The organism is Xylanibacter muris, assembly GCF_013166605.1.
Taxonomy (GTDB): domain Bacteria; phylum Bacteroidota; class Bacteroidia; order Bacteroidales; family Bacteroidaceae; genus Prevotella; species Prevotella muris.
The window spans coordinates 314,973-331,684 of the sequence record NZ_JABKKF010000001.1; the positions used below are offsets into that span (position 1 = coordinate 314,973).

General features: G+C 46.8%; 12 protein-coding genes. 4 read left to right on the forward strand and 8 right to left on the reverse strand.

Annotated elements, in window-relative coordinates:
- Window positions 1-470: 470 nt before the first annotated feature.
- Window positions 471-890: a SufE family protein gene (locus tag HPS56_RS01125; protein WP_172272564.1), complete on the reverse strand. Its 420-nt coding sequence runs from the start codon at window positions 888-890 to the stop codon at window positions 471-473.
- The gene (locus HPS56_RS01130; RefSeq protein WP_172272567.1) at window positions 887-2,173 is read right to left on the reverse strand and encodes a peptidase U32 family protein; all 1,287 of its coding nucleotides are present in this window, start codon (window positions 2,171-2,173) and stop codon (window positions 887-889) included. The genes HPS56_RS01125 and HPS56_RS01130 overlap by 4 nt, the downstream gene beginning before the upstream one ends.
- 246 nt (window positions 2,174-2,419) lie before the next feature.
- On the opposite strand from HPS56_RS01130, the gene HPS56_RS01135 reads away from it, so the two are divergent.
- From HPS56_RS01135 to HPS56_RS01150, 4 genes are read left to right on the forward strand one after another with little or no spacing between them, the layout of a single operon-like run.
- A complete protein-coding gene (locus HPS56_RS01135) occupies window positions 2,420-3,046 on the forward strand; it encodes a NanQ anomerase/TabA/YiaL family protein (protein WP_172272570.1) in 627 nt (208 codons plus the stop codon).
- A 36-nt stretch (window positions 3,047-3,082) separates the two neighbouring features.
- On the forward strand, window positions 3,083-3,736 hold the full coding sequence (gene trhA / locus HPS56_RS01140; RefSeq protein ID WP_172272573.1) for a PAQR family membrane homeostasis protein TrhA: 654 nt from the start codon (window positions 3,083-3,085) through the stop codon (window positions 3,734-3,736).
- A gap of 43 nt (window positions 3,737-3,779) precedes the next feature.
- Window positions 3,780-6,647 carry a TIM-barrel domain-containing protein gene (locus tag HPS56_RS01145; protein ID WP_172272576.1) on the forward strand — a complete coding sequence of 956 codons (2,868 nt, stop codon included), beginning with the start codon at window positions 3,780-3,782 and terminating at the stop codon, window positions 6,645-6,647.
- A gap of 39 nt (window positions 6,648-6,686) precedes the next feature.
- Window positions 6,687-8,897, forward strand: a complete 2,211-nt coding sequence (locus HPS56_RS01150; protein ID WP_172272579.1) for a glycoside hydrolase family 3 C-terminal domain-containing protein — start codon at window positions 6,687-6,689, stop codon at window positions 8,895-8,897.
- A gap of 116 nt (window positions 8,898-9,013) precedes the next feature.
- Here HPS56_RS01150 and HPS56_RS01155 read toward each other — a convergent pair whose 3' ends face one another.
- The 6 genes from HPS56_RS01155 to HPS56_RS01180 all read right to left on the reverse strand — a co-directional run bounded on the left by HPS56_RS01155 (window position 9,014) and on the right by HPS56_RS01180 (window position 16,579).
- Entirely contained in the window at window positions 9,014-10,657 is a 1,644-nt protein-coding gene (locus tag HPS56_RS01155) for a phosphoethanolamine transferase family protein (RefSeq protein WP_253952352.1), read from the reverse strand.
- A 40-nt stretch (window positions 10,658-10,697) separates the two neighbouring features.
- On the reverse strand, window positions 10,698-11,903 hold the full coding sequence (locus tag HPS56_RS01160; protein ID WP_172272582.1) for a BamA/TamA family outer membrane protein: 1,206 nt from the start codon (window positions 11,901-11,903) through the stop codon (window positions 10,698-10,700).
- 21 nt (window positions 11,904-11,924) lie between these two features.
- The gene (locus HPS56_RS01165) at window positions 11,925-12,884 is read right to left on the reverse strand and encodes a PCMD domain-containing protein (protein ID WP_172272585.1); all 960 of its coding nucleotides are present in this window, start codon (window positions 12,882-12,884) and stop codon (window positions 11,925-11,927) included.
- A gap of 166 nt (window positions 12,885-13,050) precedes the next feature.
- Window positions 13,051-13,596 (reverse strand): DUF3332 domain-containing protein, encoded by a 546-nt coding sequence (locus HPS56_RS01170; protein WP_172272588.1) that lies wholly within the window; start codon window positions 13,594-13,596, stop codon window positions 13,051-13,053.
- 142 nt (window positions 13,597-13,738) lie between these two features.
- On the reverse strand, window positions 13,739-16,120 hold the full coding sequence (locus HPS56_RS01175; protein ID WP_172272591.1) for a pectate lyase family protein: 2,382 nt from the start codon (window positions 16,118-16,120) through the stop codon (window positions 13,739-13,741).
- A 99-nt stretch (window positions 16,121-16,219) separates the two neighbouring features.
- The gene (locus tag HPS56_RS01180; protein WP_172272593.1) at window positions 16,220-16,579 is read right to left on the reverse strand and encodes a hypothetical protein; all 360 of its coding nucleotides are present in this window, start codon (window positions 16,577-16,579) and stop codon (window positions 16,220-16,222) included.
- Window positions 16,580-16,712: the final 133 nt, after the last annotated feature.

Consider the following 16,712-nt stretch of genomic DNA (forward strand, 5'->3'; position numbering starts at 1 on the left):
GTGTGGGGCGTTTACCGCCTGACACATGCCATGCCAAAGCGATGTGTACAATGTTTTATCAAACGTTGATGACATTGACATAAAAGTATTATTAAATATATTTGAATATTTCATATCGTGGAAAGGCGGATGAGTCTGAAAGATGAAGTCCCGTAAAGATTTTCCTTTACCATATAACCGTCACTGTGAGTGATTATGATATATGGCAAGGGATGTTGCGGATGCTGATGGTGAACAGCATATTTAAGAAGTGTATTTAGGCTAAATACACAGTGTATGTAGCCTAAATACAGAGTGTATGTAGGCTATATACACTTTTAACATATATTAGTGGCATGTATAAGGTGATGTATTCTCTGTGTGTGTCTTTGGTCTTTATGATAATCCGGGTAATATGGAAACGCACGCGGAATCCCAGAATGGGATTCCGCGTGCGTTTTCGTTATTGTAGCGTTTTTTCTTTTATTTGCTTAGTCTTTCATTTTGAAAGCCAGGGCATACATCCTTATTTGCTTTATCATGGCAAGCAGACCGTTGCTGCGTGTAGGGCTCAGATGCTCTTTCAGGCCTATTCTGTCGATGAAGTATAGGTCGGCATCGAGAATCTCGTCCGGTGTATGACCGCTGATAACCCTTATGAGCAGTGCCACAATACCCTTTACTATGAGAGCGTCGCTCTCGGCAGTGAAATACAGCAGGCCGTCGGTGTAATCGGCCTGAAGCCATACACGGCTCTGGCATCCGTCTATGAGATTGCTTTCCGTCTTATATTTGTCGTCGAGCGGTGCCTGCTCGTTGCCTAAGTCTATAAGCAGCTGATATTTGTCCATCCAGTCGGTGAGGTCGGAAAATTCCTCTATCACCTCGTCTTGTATTTCGTTTATGGTCATCTTTTATGTTGTTTTTTTTTGTTGTTTTCAGAATCGATGCCGGTCTTTACAAGCTTGAACAGCTTGTCGCTCGGCCTCACTTTGCCCGGTACGGGTATCGAGACATGGCTTCCCTGCGGTGCTTTGCATACGGGGTCAAGCTCATAGCGTATCTCTGTGGCGTCGACATACATGACACCTGTTGTGGGGCCGGTTATAAGCAGTTTGTCACCGACCTCAAATTCCGCGGCGTCGACAGTGAACTCGGCCACTCCAAGTTTGCTGAAATACTTCACACCGCGGCCTATATATACCTTTTTCTCCGTGGCGCAGGAACCATAGTGTCTGTTCCACTCTCCTAATGTCTGTCCCTGATAATATCCGTCCCAGAATCCGCGGTTGAAAACCGTTGCCAGTCGTTTGTCCCATGCGTCTTTCACATCTTCGGTGAAAGTTCCGTCCAATACGCTTTGTATTGCCTCCCTGTAGCATTTCACGACAGTGTATACATACTCGGGGCCGCGTGCCCGTCCCTCTATTTTGAACACCCTCACACCGCTTCTCATCATCCTGTCTATGAAACGTATGGTCTTTAGGTCTTTGGGACTCATTATGTATTTGTTGTCTATTTCCAGCTCGTTGCCCGTCTCGCGGTCTGTCACGGTATATGACCGTCTGCATATCTGCACACATTCACCGCGATTGGCCGAGCGGCCGGTGTTTGCCAGGCTGAGATAGCATTTGCCGCTGATGGCCATGCATAATGCTCCATGGCAGAACATCTCTATTCTTATGAGCTTTCCGGAAGGTCCGCATATATTTTCCTCGCATATCTTGCCGTATATTTCCGCAACCTGCTCCATTTTCAGTTCCCGTGCCAACACGACCACGTCTGCAAACCGGGCGTAGAATTTCAATGCCTCGATGTTGCTTATGTTAAGCTGTGTGGACAGGTGTACCTCCAGTCCGATGCTGTTGCAGTATGTCATTACGGCCACGTCGCTTGCTATCACGGCCGAGATGCCGGCGTTTTTGGCTGCGTCGGCGATTTCGCGCATAAGGGCGATATCCTCGTCATAAATTATTGTGTTGACGGTGAGGTATGTCTTTATGCCGTGCCTGTCGCATGTCTCTGCAATCTCGTGTAAATCGTCAACGGTGAATGTGCTTGCCGAGTGTGCGCGCATGTTCAGACGCTCTATGCCGAAATACACGGAGTCTGCTCCTGCCTGAATGGCTGCCTGCAGGCTTTCATGAGAGCCGACCGGAGCCATAATCTCAAAGTCTTTTATTGTATGTTCCATCGTTTTTATCTGTTGATGTGGGGATAATGCGTACGGAATCAGCATGACCGTCATAAATTGCTGAGGCGTAGCTTATCACGGTGCAAAGGTATAATAAATATCCATAATGACCAAATGTTTTTATCTGCGGTTTATTTGTATGGTTTTCTTTTGGCTGTTTGTGGTATTTTAGGTATTTTTGCAAATCGTCAGATGCCGGCTGCAGCCGATATATACGGATACATCTAATCAAAACATAACATTATAATGAAAAGACAGATAACGCTTATTGCCATGATTATTTCTGTTGTCGTGGCTTTTGCACAGGGTGTTTATACAAAACCTTGCACAGACAAGGTGTTGGAAAAAAAAGCGGTGAAGTGGGTAAAGAGCGGAAAATGGCGCAACGGATTTAAGATGGCGGAGCCTCATCAGAGTGTCAATGCCGTGGAGTTTTACACACAGTATAAAAAGAATCCCGCGCAATGGAAGGCTATGTTCAGGTGGCTTGCGTCCCATGACCTTCTTTCAATAGAGAAAGGAAAACATCCTATCGAGGGCACGAATCTTACAGTCAGCGTGGAAGACAGCGAGAACGGTGATTTGTCGAAGCGCAGAAGCGAGAGCCATTATGAACATATAGATTTTCAGTTTGTTGTCAGGGGAACAGAGCGTTTCGGCATAATAGACCATTCTACAAGCAAGCCCAACACCAAATACCGTCCTGACGTGATCCATTATGAATATGATAAGGACAAGGCTCTTTTCTATGACTCCACCCCGGACAGGTTCTTCATCTTCTTCCCCGACGACTGGCACATAGCAAAAGTGAGGACAGACAAGGATGACCAGAAGATAAGGGTTGTTGTGGTGAAGCTGGACTATGTGAAATAAATACCGTATGCAGTTATATATAAACCTCTTATAATCATGAGCATACGCTATACGAGGCGTGAGGAGCGATGGAATGCGTGGTCGCATGCGGCAGGTATATTGCTGGGCATTGTGGCCGGATGTATATTTGTATATATATGTTACGTTGGAGACAATCCTTGGGCAAGAGCCGGTGTGTGGCTTTATCTTTTCGGTATGATATGCTCTTACGTCGCGTCCACCCTGTATCATTCCGCCCGTCGTGGAGGCAGAAGAAAGGAACTGCTCCGGAAATGGGACCATGCCGCCATATACTGGCATATTGCGGGAAGCTATTCACCCCTGACCCTTGTAGCCCTGCGTCAGGAGGGTTGCTGGGGATGGGGGCTGTTTGTGTTTGTATGGCTCTGTGCGGTTGCCGGCACGGTGATGAGTTTCGCCAAGTTGAAAGAACACAGTAATATCGAGACCGTTTGCTTTGTCGGTATGGGGCTTTCTGTGCTTGTGGCATTCAAGCCGCTGATGGATTGTGTGAGCACGGCTGCCGTGGTGTGGATAATAGCCGAGGGAGTGTGCTACATTACGGGAGCATTGTTCTACAGTCTGAACAAAAGACGGTACATGCACTCGGTATTCCATTTCTTTGTGCTTGCCGGAAGCGTGTGCCATATCATTGCCGTATGGGATGTGCTGATGGAGTATGTTTGCTGAGGCGGGGCGTTTATTCAAAACGAAGTTTAAAACAATATAAAATATGAGGGCATTACGCTTTATTTGTATGGCCGGAGCCTTGATTGCTTCGTCGTTTGCATATTGCTTTGCAAACAATAAAATCATAAACCGTCATTCCGACGGTATTACTGTGAAAACATCATCCGGCCTTGTAAGGCTTAAGGTTGTTGACGACAGGATTATCCGCGTCTCGGCGACACAGGAAAAGGATTTTGCCGACAGCAAGAGCCTTATTGTCCTCCCTACGGGGAAAAAAACGGCATTCACAGTGTCAGAGGTAAAGGACAGTGTGTTTGTCGCCACATCTGAACTGAAGGCAGCCGTTGCCGGAAAGTCGGGAGCCGTGACATTCTTCGACAGTCAAGGCAGGAAGATTCTTCAGGAGCGTGACGGAGGCCGCAGGTTTGTGCCGAGGACTGTAGACGGCACGGACGCCTTTTCCGTGACGCAGTCGTTTGTGTCGCTTGACGATGGAGAGGGGATATTCGGACTCGGACAGCATCAGGCGAATGAATGGAATTACAAGGGAAAGAACGAAGAGCTTTTTCAGTATAACACAAAGGTATCTGTGCCTTTTATTGTATCAACAGGCAATTACGGCATTCTTTGGGACAGCTATTCTCTTTGCCGTTGGGGCAATCCGACCGATTACAGCCAGCTTGGCGAGGTTTTCACCCTTTACAATAAGGACGGAAAGAAGGGTACGCTCACCGGAACGTACAGGGCCTCGGACGGTAAGACCATCGTACGCGAAGAGCCGCAGATATATTTCGAGCATCTTATCCGCGGAGATCTGTCGCATGTGGTGAATCTTCCGCATGATTTCAAGTTCTCTGGCTCAAAGGTCGTATACGAAGGCGAGATAGAGCCGAAAGAGACGGGAGTGTTTGATTTCATACACTATTATTCCGGCTATCAGACGGTTTTCATCGACAGCAAAAAGGTTGTGGATACCCGTTGGCGTACGGCATGGAATCCGAACAGCTACAAGTTTTCCGTGAGCCTGGAAAAGAAGAAGCGTGTTCCTGTAAGAATAGAATGGGAACCGAACGGTGGAGTGGCTTATTGCGGACTGAGGGTATACGCTCCGGTAGACGACAGCCGTAAGAAGCAGATGACATGGTGGGGCGAGATGCAGGATATGATAGACTATTACTTTGTTTATGGTGAGAACATGGACGATGTGATAAGCGGCTACCGCACACTGACCGGAAAGGCTCCGATTATGCCTAAATGGGCAATGGGCTATTGGCAGAGCCGTGAGAAATACAATACCCAGAAGGAGGTCCTGTCGACTTTCAATGAGTTCCGCAGACGCCGTATACCAATAGACAATATTGTAATCGACTGGCTTCACTGGAAACAGGATTCATGGGGAAGCCATGAATTTGACCTTAAGCGGTTTCCTGATCCCAAAGGAATGGTTGACTCGGTTCATGCCATGAACGGAAGGGTTATGATATCGGTATGGCCTAAGTTCTATACCACAACAGAGCATTATAAAGAATTCGACCGCAACGGCTGGATGTATAAGGGAGCCGTGCGTGACAGCATACGAGACTGGGTAGGGCCGGGATATCTCGGTTCTTTCTATGACGCATACGCTCCGGAGGCACGGAAATTGTTCTGGAGTCAGATGAACGACCATTACATGCCGCTCGGTATTGATGCCTGGTGGATGGATGCGTCGGAGCCGAACATCCGTGACTGCATAGACATTGAATACCGTAAGGACTTGATGAACCCCACTGCGCTTGGTCCGGCAGACAAGTACTTCAATGCATACGCGCTTATGAATGCCGAGGCCATTTATGACGGACAGCGTGGGGCAGACCCCGACAGGCGTGTGTTTCTGCTTACGCGTTCGGGATTTGCAGGGCTGCAGCGTTATTCCACCGCCACATGGAGCGGTGACATAGCCACGCGTTGGGAGGATATGGAAGCACAGATTTCCGCCGGACTGAATTTCGCTGTCAGCGGCATTCCTTATTGGACTATGGATATAGGCGGATTCTGTGTCGAAGACCGCTATGTGGCGGCACAAAAAGAGTTCAACAAGACAGGCAAGGAGAATGATAATCTTAAAGAATGGCGCGAACTGAACACACGGTGGTATCAGTTCGGGGCGTTTGCTCCCTTGTTCAGGGCACACGGACAGTGGCCGTTCCGCGAAGTGTTCAATATAGCTCCGGAGAATCATCCTGCCTATAAGTCAATCGTAGAGTATACCAGACTACGTTATAATCTCATGCCGTATATATACTCTCTTGCAGGCATGACTCATTTTGACGACTATACCATTATGCGTCCGATGGCGATGGACTTTACTTACGACAGGCTTACATATAATATAAAAGACCAGTATATGTTCGGTCCGGCCCTGCTTGTGGCACCGGTTTATAAATATGGTGCACGTTCGCGTAAGGTTTACTTTCCAGAAAACAGCCGGTGGTATGATTTCTATACAGGAGAAATGACGGAAGGCGGCCGTACTGTGGATGTCGATGCACCATACGGGAGGATACCGCTCTTTGTGCGTGCCGGCTCCATTCTCGTTGCAGGAGGTGACATACAGTCTGCGGCCGAGGATTCTTCTGAGCCTCTGACGGTTGTGGTATATGGAGGAAGAGACGGTGAGTTCACCTTATATGAAGATGAAGGGATCAATTATAATTATGAGAAAGGAAAATACTCGAAAATCCTGATGAAGTATGATGAGGCCACATCGACGCTCACTTTTTCAGGTCGTGAGGGCGAGTATCCCGGTATGAAGACCGTCCGGCAGTTTAATATTGTGAAGGTCGCAGCGTCCGATCCTGTCGGCAATGCCATCAGGGCAAAGGGTAAGATTGTGGGCTATGACGGTTCCGCGACGCAGGTGAGATTATAGTCAGAATGTTTTTAAACACAATTTTCTAATAGCGATTATATGAAAATAAAACCTATCTTAGTTTTTATGGCTGTTGTATCATCATCATTGGCAATAGCCCAACAGCCGATATACCTCGACAGGACGAGGCCGGTAGAGGACCGTGTGGAAGATGCTCTGTCAAGAATGACTCTCGAAGAGAAGGTGAGATTGTGTCATGCACAAGCTAAGTTCTCGAGTGCGGGGGTGCCGAGGCTCGGCATTCCTGAGATATGGATGAGTGACGGGCCTCACGGAGTGCGTGCGGAAATAAACTGGAACGACTGGGGATATTCCAAATGGAAGAATGATTCGATAACAGCCTTTCCAGCTCTTACGGCACTTGCCGCGACATGGAACAGGGATATGTCAGCACTTTATGGGAAAAGTATCGGTGAGGAGGCACGCTACCGTGAGAAGGATGTCCTTCTTGGTCCGGGTGTGAATATCTACCGTACACCGCTCAATGGGCGCAACTTTGAATATATGGGCGAAGACCCGTATCTTGCGGGCGAAATGGCCGTGCCGTATGTTAAGGAGATTCAGAAGAACGGTGTGGCAGCCTGTGTGAAGCATTTTGCGCTCAACAATCAGGAGATATGGCGTGGAAGTGTGGATGTGGTTCTTTCTGACCGTGCCCTTTATGAGATTTATCTTCCTGCATTCAGGAAAACCGTTCAGGAAGGAGGAGCGTGGACTATAATGGGTGCATACAACCGGATATGGAACCAGCATTGCTGTCATAACAACAGGCTCCTTAACAGGATCCTGAGGGATGAATGGGGCTTCGACGGTGTGGTGATAACCGATTGGGGCGGTGCTCATGACACAAAAGAAGCCGCCCTTAACGGGCTTGACATAGAGATGGGCTCGTTTACAAACGGTCTGACGTCCGAGAGTGAGTTCACCTTTGACGACTATTATCTCGGGAAGCCTTATCTTAAGATGATCAGGAATGGTGAAGTGCCGGAGGCTACCGTTGACGCCAAGGCCCGTAATATCCTGCGTCTCATATTCCGTACGGCCATGAATACCGACAAACCGTTTGGCTCGGTGGCATCTCCCGAGCACTATGCTGCGGCAAAGGAAATAGGCGATGAGGCTATTGTATTGCTAAAGAACAATGGAATACTGCCGCTTAATCCCTCGAAATACCGTAAAGTTCTTGTTGTAGGCGAGAATGCGATACGTCTTCTCAATGAGGGTGGAGGCTCATCGGAGCTTAAGGTGAAGGACATGTTTTCTCCGCTTGATGCCATTCGTGCCGTTTATGGCGACGGTGTGAAATATACTGAAGGCTATCGCTCGGGCCGTCCGCGATACGGCAAGGAGGATAAGATTTCCGGCCGCATACTTGATTCTCTCCGCATTCAGGCGGTTGATATGGCAAGGGATGCGGATGTAGTGATATATATCGGAGGGTTGAATAAGAACGCTTTCCAGGATTGCGAGTCTACAGACCGCCGTGAGTATAACCTGCCCTGGGGACAGGACAGGATTATTGAAGAACTCGTGGCCGTGAATCCGAATGTCATTGTTGCCAACATCACAGGCAATGCCTATGCAATGCCTTGGCTCAATAAGGTTCCGGCCGTTATCCAAAGCTGGTATCTTGGCACTATGATTGGCCCGTCGATGGCTGATGTCATTTCCGGTAAGGTGAATCCAAGCGGAAAACTTCCGTTTTCGTTTCCGAAGCGCATAGAGGATAATGGCGCCCATTATTATGGTGAAAGGTCATACCCGGGAATAGAAAATACGGGAGACGGCCCACGGCAGGAGTATCTTGATGACATCTTCGTGGGCTACCGTTGGCATGATACAAAGAAAATACCGGCGATGTTTCCGTTTGGATACGGTTTGAGCTATACCGCATTCAAATATGGCAAACCTTCACTTTCCGCTGATGAGATAGCGGCCGGAGGTTCGCTTACACTAACTGTGCCTGTGACTAACATCGGTTCTGTGGAAGGCAAGGAGGTTGTGCAGCTGTATATTTCCGATGAGAAATCATCGCTTCCACGGCCGCTGAAAGAGTTGAAAGGTTTTAGAAAAGTAAATCTTAAACCCGGACAGACGGAAGAGGTGTCGTTTACCGTCACTGCTGACGACCTTAAGTTTTTTGACGACAAGACTCATGAATGGGTGGCTGAGCCGGGGGCGTTCAAGGCTCTCATAGGTTCTTCAAGCACAGATATAAGAGTTAAGTCGCGGTTTAAATATAGGCAGTAGTTGATGTTTTTTCGTTATCATGACTCTATGTCAACATTCTAAAAGGGAAAAGAGGCCACGGACAGTTACACCGTGGCCTTGATTTTTGCCTGTATGACAGATTTTGTCATTTGAATTCATCTTCCTTTCAGGATTATCGGGGTATTATGGTCACTGAGATAGCGGTAGGGTTTCGGAGTGTATGACCGTGATGTCACTGCCAGCGAATCGCGGCGCAACGGTGACGATATGCCGGATATATGCAGCATGGTATGAAACACCGACGCGCTTGTGGCCACATGTTTGTGGCTGTTGGCCTTGGCGTTTGTGTATACGGAAGGATATGAGTCTATGTATTCTGGAGACATCCATATAATGAACGGAACGGAAAGTTCATACTCCGACGGTGACGGTGAGGCATGCAGGAATAGGTTTCTGGCATCGTCGAAGATATTCTCACCGTGGTCGCTGGCATAGAGCAGGGCCGACAGGGCGCCATGCCGTTCCAGTCTGGTTATTATGAGGTGCAGCAGATAGTCTGTAAACCGTATGGTATTGTCGTAGGCGTTCATCAATGCCTGTTTGTTTTTGGGCTTCGCTTCTGTGGGAGAATCCGGTGTATAATATGCCATGCTGCGCGGATAACGTTCGATGTAGTTGAAGTGTGAGCCGTATGTGTGCAGTATGATTAACTCCTTTTTCCTTTTTCCCTCCAATATATCGTCTATCAGTGGCAGAATGTCTGTATCTGAGATACTGTCGGTATTGCTGCCGGCTTTCTCTTTTATGAATGTATATTCGTGGGCCTCTTTGCCGAAGATGTCGATGAATGAGTGGTTTGGACGCTGGTTTGAAATAAACACCGTGTGGAACCCGGCCTCCTTGAACGCTGTTATTATTCCTTTCTGTGAATATATGTCGTTGTAGTCTTCTGCGCTTACAGCGGAAAGCAGCATCGGCACGCTCTTGTGGGTGGTGTTCGATTGTGTTAGCGCGTTGCTGAATGCCACTGTACCGGAAACTGTTTCCAAATATGGGTTTGTGTCGCGTTTATATCCGTATAGTGAGAAATTATGTGCACGGGCTGTCTCACCGATAACCATTATATACACCTCTGCGGAGTCTGCCGGATGCTCAGATACGGCGTTGAAAGTGAAAGCGGCCGATGTTTTATTGTAATGCTCTGTCTGCCATGTGCGTTCGATGGCGAGCCACAGGTTGTAGAATACGTTTACGGGATATAAATCCGTAAGTACGCTGTATGACGGTACGAACATGTATGACATGCCGGTGAGTATGACACCGGCTGCCGTTAATTCGGCTGCGCGGTGTCTTGTCTTTATTATGAAAGAGCAGTTGTCACGCGGTTTCAAGGTCCAGTTCTTTTTCCATGCGACTCCGCCTGTGATGAGCACGGGAAGATAGAGAATGAACACACCTGCCACGGCAGGTATAAGGTTATCCAACAGCTCAAAAGCCTCACCGGGGTTTGTGGTTACAAGGTTAAGGAACATGTCGACGGCTATGACACCGGAACCGAACAGATAAAGGAGCACTAGTTGGAAGGCTGCAAAGAAAAACAGTATGAACGTCAGCCACACTGTACGCCCGATTTTCTCAGACAAGGAAAAGATAATCATATAGAGTCCTGCCGGAAGCACGATATTGGCCGTTGCAGGCAGGATACCCATCTTCTCTGTGAAGTAAAGTGAGATGTTCGGTATTATAAGTGTGAGAATGCAAATCCCGTATAAGCAGAATATATTTATTTTAAATCTCATGAATTGATATTAAGGTAATATTTTAGAATACGCGCTCTTGTCAGAACGCTTCGTTTATGTTGAAGAGGAATCCCGATTGTCCGTTTTTTCCGAAACCATAGTCAAGACGTACGTTGACATCTTTTTTAAACTCCCAGCGGTAGCCTATTCCATAGTTCGGAAGTATGCGTGACATCTGTATGGAACTGAATTTGTCGAACACCTCGCCCGCACCCAGCCATACCGTTATTCCGTTGCGCTTCCAGATATGCTGTCTCAACTCTATCTGTGTCTCAATCTTGTGTTTGTCGCGGTATCGTCCTTCATAATATCCACGCATTGAGTTAGAACCTCCGAGCAATGCCATCATGCCCCAGTGTGGAGTTCCGAAATTTAATGTTGAGCGTATTTCACCGGCAAGCGTCCCTCCTTTCCATACCGGTCTGTATGCGCTGAACTGGAAGTCGGTGGTTTGAAAAGCATATTCGTTTCCGATGAATCCCGGACGGAATACCTCTGTGAGATTTATGTAGATACCTTTATGCGGGTTTGTAAGCACGTCTCTTGTGTCGTATTGTATCTGTATTCCTCCACCGAGGTTCCATGTATGGCTTCTCATTCCGGCCATTAGTTCGGGGCGTTCGGCCTCCGTACCCCTGACATAGTCGTAGACGAGGGTGGGACCGATGAAGAAATTGTCCGTTACCCTTATGAGGAAACTTGTCTTTACCCGTGCCTGCCATCTTTTCATCTCAGACCTGTTGCTGTTGTCATTTCCCATTTCATATCCTATGCCCCAGAAATCGGAAGGGAAAGAAAAGAAGTATAGTGTGTGTTCAAACCTGTAGCGGTTATATGGGAAGATATGTGTTCCGCGCAATCCGAGCATGTAGAATCCGACTGTCGACACATCGCTGAAGAGGGATATGTTTGAAGGCGGCAGTATTGTGTCGTTTCTGTCTGAACGGTATATTCCGGCAGCCACGAGTCCTATTCCGAGTTTTGTATCCGTGCTGTAGTGTGGTCCTCCGATAATGCTGAAGTCAAGTCTCTTGTGCTGTCTGTTCTTGTTGGCATCGTTGAAGTAATTAAGAAAACGCGTCAATATTCCATGTTTCTGTGTGTTTTTTATTTTGGAAATGTCCGTTGTGTCCGACACGGCAGGTATTGCTGTTGTCGTGTCAGGAATGTTTCCGTATGCACAGGAAATACATAATATGGCTGTCAGGATGACGGTCGCAATCCTTGTTTCTGCGGTTTCTCTCATACTTTGCTGAAACTTTATGCGTTAATATACCAATGCGACGTTGTCTATCCACAGTGTATTCCCAGGTGTTCCTATGTATGCGCCGCCGTGACTTGATGAAAATTGCAGTATGAGATGTGTGGGTCTGGCATCTGCCTTTGCCCATCCCGTTTCTTTTACGGGAACATTGTTACCTCTGCTGTTGCGTGCATAGTCTGCAGAACGCAGTCCCATTGTTGCCGAATCATATCGCGGATGGTTGCGTATGTCACCGTAAAGAATTTCGTATGTGGCTCCGTTTACCCATCCCTGTGTGGATTGTCCGTATTTTACAACCATCGTTCCTACACGTTCTGCCGTAATGTTTCCGTTGGTATCTTCATGCCGTTTTTGCAGAAACAGTACGGTGATGGCGTAGTCCTTTCCCGGCACGGTGCTTCTACCGCTGAATCCTGTCAGTTTTATCCTGTCTTTGTTTCCCGGTATGTGTGTCTTGTAGTCGTATTTTACGGCTTTAGGGCGTTTTGAGAACGGTATTCCGAAGTTAAGGGCCTTTGGTCCGTCTTTTGTGCCGGTGATGGGCTCTTTCATGTCGCCAAGGAAAATGGAACCGGCTGCAAGAACCTTTATATTCATCAATCCCAATACCTTACATGTTTCGATATGTGTTGTCATCTTTGCGCAATATCCTTTGTCGCGTGTATCACGGTAAACGGAGTTGTTTGTCTTTACAACTCCCATGACTTTGGCCATTACGTTTGATGTGCCCCATGGCGAGCCTCCCATGTTTTTGTATGGCTCGTTATTGCTCAGTGTCTTATCGGGACCTATCTCATAAAGTGTCTTGATGTTTCCACCGATTACTCCTGACTCTTTTATATTGCGGATAACCCAATGATTCATATCACCATATTTTATGGTTGCGGTGCTGTCGTTGGCGCGGGTGTGTCCGGAGAAGATGCAGCATCCTGTAAGTATTGAGAAAATAAAGAGATGTCTCATAAATATGGAATAATGTTTAAAGGGTTATTTTATGAGGCAAAATTACTGCTTTTGCATTAAATAGGCAGGTTCCTTTTATCGCTGAAAGTGTTCTTTTACTCTATAAACGACAAATGGGAACCGGCAATATACTCAGTTCCCATTTGTATGAAATCATATACTTGGTTTATCTCAGTGCGAAATATGTTCCGTCGTTTACTGCCATCCTGAGTGAATACATGCCCTCTTCATTGAGTGAGACGTTCATGGAATTCCCGTCCGGAAGGTAGGCCTCTACAGTACCGTCTTCGTTGAACCGGAACAGTTCCTGATGCTTTCCGTTTTCATCCATTGACCATGTATTGCTCTTTTTGTCGTAGACGAACATCACCTTGTCTCCGGTAGGCTTTGTAACCTCATAACCGTCTTTCAAGGTCTTCACTGCGTACATCTTGCCGTCTTTACCCCATACGTTCTCCGTTGTGCCTACTTTGGCTATAGGGTTGGAGCCGCTCCAGAACTCAACGGTGTTGAGAACGAAAAGATCCGCTACTCCGCATACCGCGTATGCCGGTGATATGATTATGAATACAAGTTCATTTACGAACTTATTGCTTATTCCCTTGTTCCAGTCCAGCAGTTTATTGAACAGGCCGAATGAACCGATGCATGAACTCCAAAGCATTGTGCCGGCCAAAAGGCAGACAGCGGTTTTTGTTGTAAATCTTCTCATATTATCTTTCTTTTTAAGTTAATAAATAAATGAATTTGCACCGGCAAATATAAGGTATTAATCTGTAAGTACAAAAAAATAACACGTATTTTGTATAAAAAACACGTGTTATTGTAAATACTAAAGTTTTATATACTTTTATTTAGAATATTCCCACAAGTGAACTTCTGTAGTTTTCAAGGGCGTCTTTCAGTGTTTTGTCCACATTGTAGTCTGTGTCGGCCACATTGTTGTCGAAAGTGTATTTAAAATCTCCTTTATTCAAGCGTCCGGCTCCATAATACCCTGTAACGTATGATGGAATCTCGTCAGCAGGAAGCGGAGAATATTTATACATAAGTGAGGCGTCGATATCAAAGTTATTGTAAGTTGTGCCGCCTGTAAGGGTCCTATATGCGGGCGGTACTTGTTCGTTGCGGTTTCCTGCTTCATAGCAGTCGAAGCTTGTCGCGTCGTCCTTATGTGTTATCGGGGTGTAGTTCGCGCTTTTGCCCTTTTCTGCATATACATTGCCAAAGCTTTTTATCATTCCTCCGTTCTCTCCTGAGAATGTACCGTCGCCTTTGGCGTCGGTGCCTTGCAGAGAGCTTAACATGGGATTCTTTGTGTTTCTAAAGTAGTTGTTTTCCACGAAAAGGCTTGCACCTGTTGTGGCGCCCGCACCGTATTTGGAGCATCCGTCATAATAGTTGTTCCATATATGTACTGTCATTGTGCGTACCCGCGGATGGCGTGAATCGCTGTGGTCGAACCAGTTGTGATGATAGTCGATATAGTTCGGCCCGGTCTCGCTCTTCATACCGCAGAGAGAAGACTTGCCGCAGTCGAACATGTGGTTATATGATATTGTTATATATTGCGAATTGCCTTTCACGTCTATCGTTCCGTCGCCTTTTGCCTGGTCGCTGTCACCTCCCGTCTTTCCGTAGAACAGGTCAAGGTGGTGAATCCAGCAGTGCTTGTTGTCTGTGTCCATTGATACCGCATCATCCATGCACAGCATGATTCCGAAGTTGCGCAGTTCTACGCTTACGGCATTGCGCAACAGGAATCCGAATCCCCATACAGTTGCATCCTCACCGACACCTTCTATTGTGATATTCATGGCTATTGTGTTGTTCCTTCCCTTTATTTGAAGTCCCTCGGCCTTGCTTCCGAACGCATCCATGTCCGTATCTTTTATTTGTCCTATAAGGCGTACGGCGAGCGGACGCGTTTCAAGTCCTTTCTGATATGCGTTGATTATTGCCTGCAGTCCTGTGAATGTCTCGGTCTTGTTGTTGCTGCCTGTAATCACATCCAACTGTACTGTTTTGGCTGTCTGTGCCGTTACGTATATCACGCGCGCTGTTTCCTTCAGTGTTCCGTCGTTGTTATATGCGCCTATACCCTGATAGTTGAGATGGGCAAAGCCGGAACGGTCGTATGCGGTGACAAGAAGTCCAGAGGCTGTGCTTGTATGTAGAATGTCCTCATTTCCGTTTATCACGGGAATCACCTTAAGGACATATTCTCCGGCTTTCAGTCCAGGTACATCTGCACGGGCATAGCTGCCGTAGTTGCGCACGAGCTCGGTATCGATTTTTGTAAAGTCTGTATATTGTCCGCCTTTTACATATACGTTATATGATTGTGCGCCACCGTATATATTCCATTTGGCGTATACGGTCTCGTTCCATCCTTTGGCCTCGGTTATTTCTATTCCGTTGTTGGAAATAATACCGTTTTCGCCTTCGGCTGCTTGTTTCGTGAATTTGATATTGGTTACGGTCTTTGTGAAAATGTCCTTCCATTCGCCTTCTGAAGGAGTTACTGTGACGGTGCCTTCGGTTTTATTGACAGCGGTGTTTTTCAGTTCAGCCGGATTATAGTATTTTATGACGTTGCCGTTTGTAGTAAGCTGTGCCTGGACTGCATGTGTGTTCAGTGTGGCGGAGTGGTCGCCGGAGGGTGTCGGTCCCGGTGTGTCAGACCCGTCGGAAGCCGCGATTCTGAAGATGTATATCCCTCCGCTTGATGTAAGTGTCACTTCTCCGTCTTCTGTCACTGTCCCTATGTTTGTAATTTTGCTTGTTGATGCGGTGAAGCCCTCGCTGACCGTTAGATTTGTCGGTGTCAGCTCTCGTGCGGCTGATGAGCTTGAACTTTGGCTTATGACCGTTAGTTTCGTACCGGCTTTCAGGCCCGGTATTGTGATTACACCGTTTGCTCCGTTGAGTGTAAGGCTCTTTTTCTTCATGTCTATGCGCACTCTGTCCGCAGCACCTACCGTAATGAGCAATCCTCTCGTGAGTTCAAGCTCACGTCCTTCTGCCTTAAGGGGAGCCTTATTGTAGGTGGTTACGTTTTTCCATCTGTTGTTTGACGAATCGTATGTCCAGTTCTCTGTATCGCTGTCAAGTGCGGTCTTGTCTGAGCTGCTTAGTGATGAGAAATCCCATGTCTGTGAATATGCCGGTTGGATTGACAGTGCGGTAAGGCATAACACGATACCATATAATATATATTTATTTATATTTTTCATAATCTGCGGTTGTTTCCTTATTTTAAACTATGCTTTCAGCAAACGCTGTGCATCGGTATAATTGAAGTTGACTTTGCTCGTGCGTCCGTATTGCGTTTTTTATTTCACAAGTATCTTTTTACCGTTTATGATGTACACCCCTTTGGGAAGGTTGTCGATGGCAGAGCCGATATACTGTCCGTTCAGGTTGTATATTCTTACTTGTTCGTCCTTTGTGTTGTCGTAAATGCCGTCCATTCCTGTTCCGTTGTCGTATGTGATATCTATGGATATATCGTCCATACCGCATGTATAGGTGCTTTCGTCATCGAATGTGATGAGAAGATTGTCAGATGTGAAGCTTATCTCTGTCACAAACTTGTCAATCACTGTTCCACCGATTGTCACTGTTTCATGTGTGTCGGCGTGCATCTTGCCGTATAAGGCAGAAGCAAAAGCCAGTAGTAATAGTTTCTTCATAATTTATATTATTTGTATTTTAAACCATGTTTCCGATAAACGTTGCGCCTCAGTATAATTAAAGTGAACTCAGTCTCTGTATTCGGCTTGCCGTTCATTTCATATCGGATAAAAATATGTCTGACTTTACAAA

Bases quoted from the DNA above. Each gene is read 5' to 3' on its own strand.
- HPS56_RS01125 (WP_172272564.1), bottom strand. From the start codon at position 890: ATGACCATAAACGAAATACAAGACGAGGTGATAGAGGAATTTTCCGAC.
- HPS56_RS01130 (WP_172272567.1), bottom strand. From the start codon at position 2,173: ATGGAACATACAATAAAAGACTTTGAGATTATGGCTCCGGTCGGCTCT.
- HPS56_RS01135 (WP_172272570.1), top strand. From the start codon at position 2,420: ATGAAAAGACAGATAACGCTTATTGCCATGATTATTTCTGTTGTCGTG.
- trhA (WP_172272573.1), top strand. From the start codon at position 3,083: ATGAGCATACGCTATACGAGGCGTGAGGAGCGATGGAATGCGTGGTCG.
- HPS56_RS01145 (WP_172272576.1), top strand. From the start codon at position 3,780: ATGAGGGCATTACGCTTTATTTGTATGGCCGGAGCCTTGATTGCTTCG.
- HPS56_RS01150 (WP_172272579.1), top strand. From the start codon at position 6,687: ATGAAAATAAAACCTATCTTAGTTTTTATGGCTGTTGTATCATCATCA.
- HPS56_RS01155 (WP_253952352.1), bottom strand. From the start codon at position 10,657: ATGAGATTTAAAATAAATATATTCTGCTTATACGGGATTTGCATTCTC.
- HPS56_RS01160 (WP_172272582.1), bottom strand. From the start codon at position 11,903: ATGAGAGAAACCGCAGAAACAAGGATTGCGACCGTCATCCTGACAGCC.
- HPS56_RS01165 (WP_172272585.1), bottom strand. From the start codon at position 12,884: ATGAGACATCTCTTTATTTTCTCAATACTTACAGGATGCTGCATCTTC.
- HPS56_RS01170 (WP_172272588.1), bottom strand. From the start codon at position 13,596: ATGAGAAGATTTACAACAAAAACCGCTGTCTGCCTTTTGGCCGGCACA.
- HPS56_RS01175 (WP_172272591.1), bottom strand. From the start codon at position 16,120: ATGAAAAATATAAATAAATATATATTATATGGTATCGTGTTATGCCTT.
- HPS56_RS01180 (WP_172272593.1), bottom strand. From the start codon at position 16,579: ATGAAGAAACTATTACTACTGGCTTTTGCTTCTGCCTTATACGGCAAG.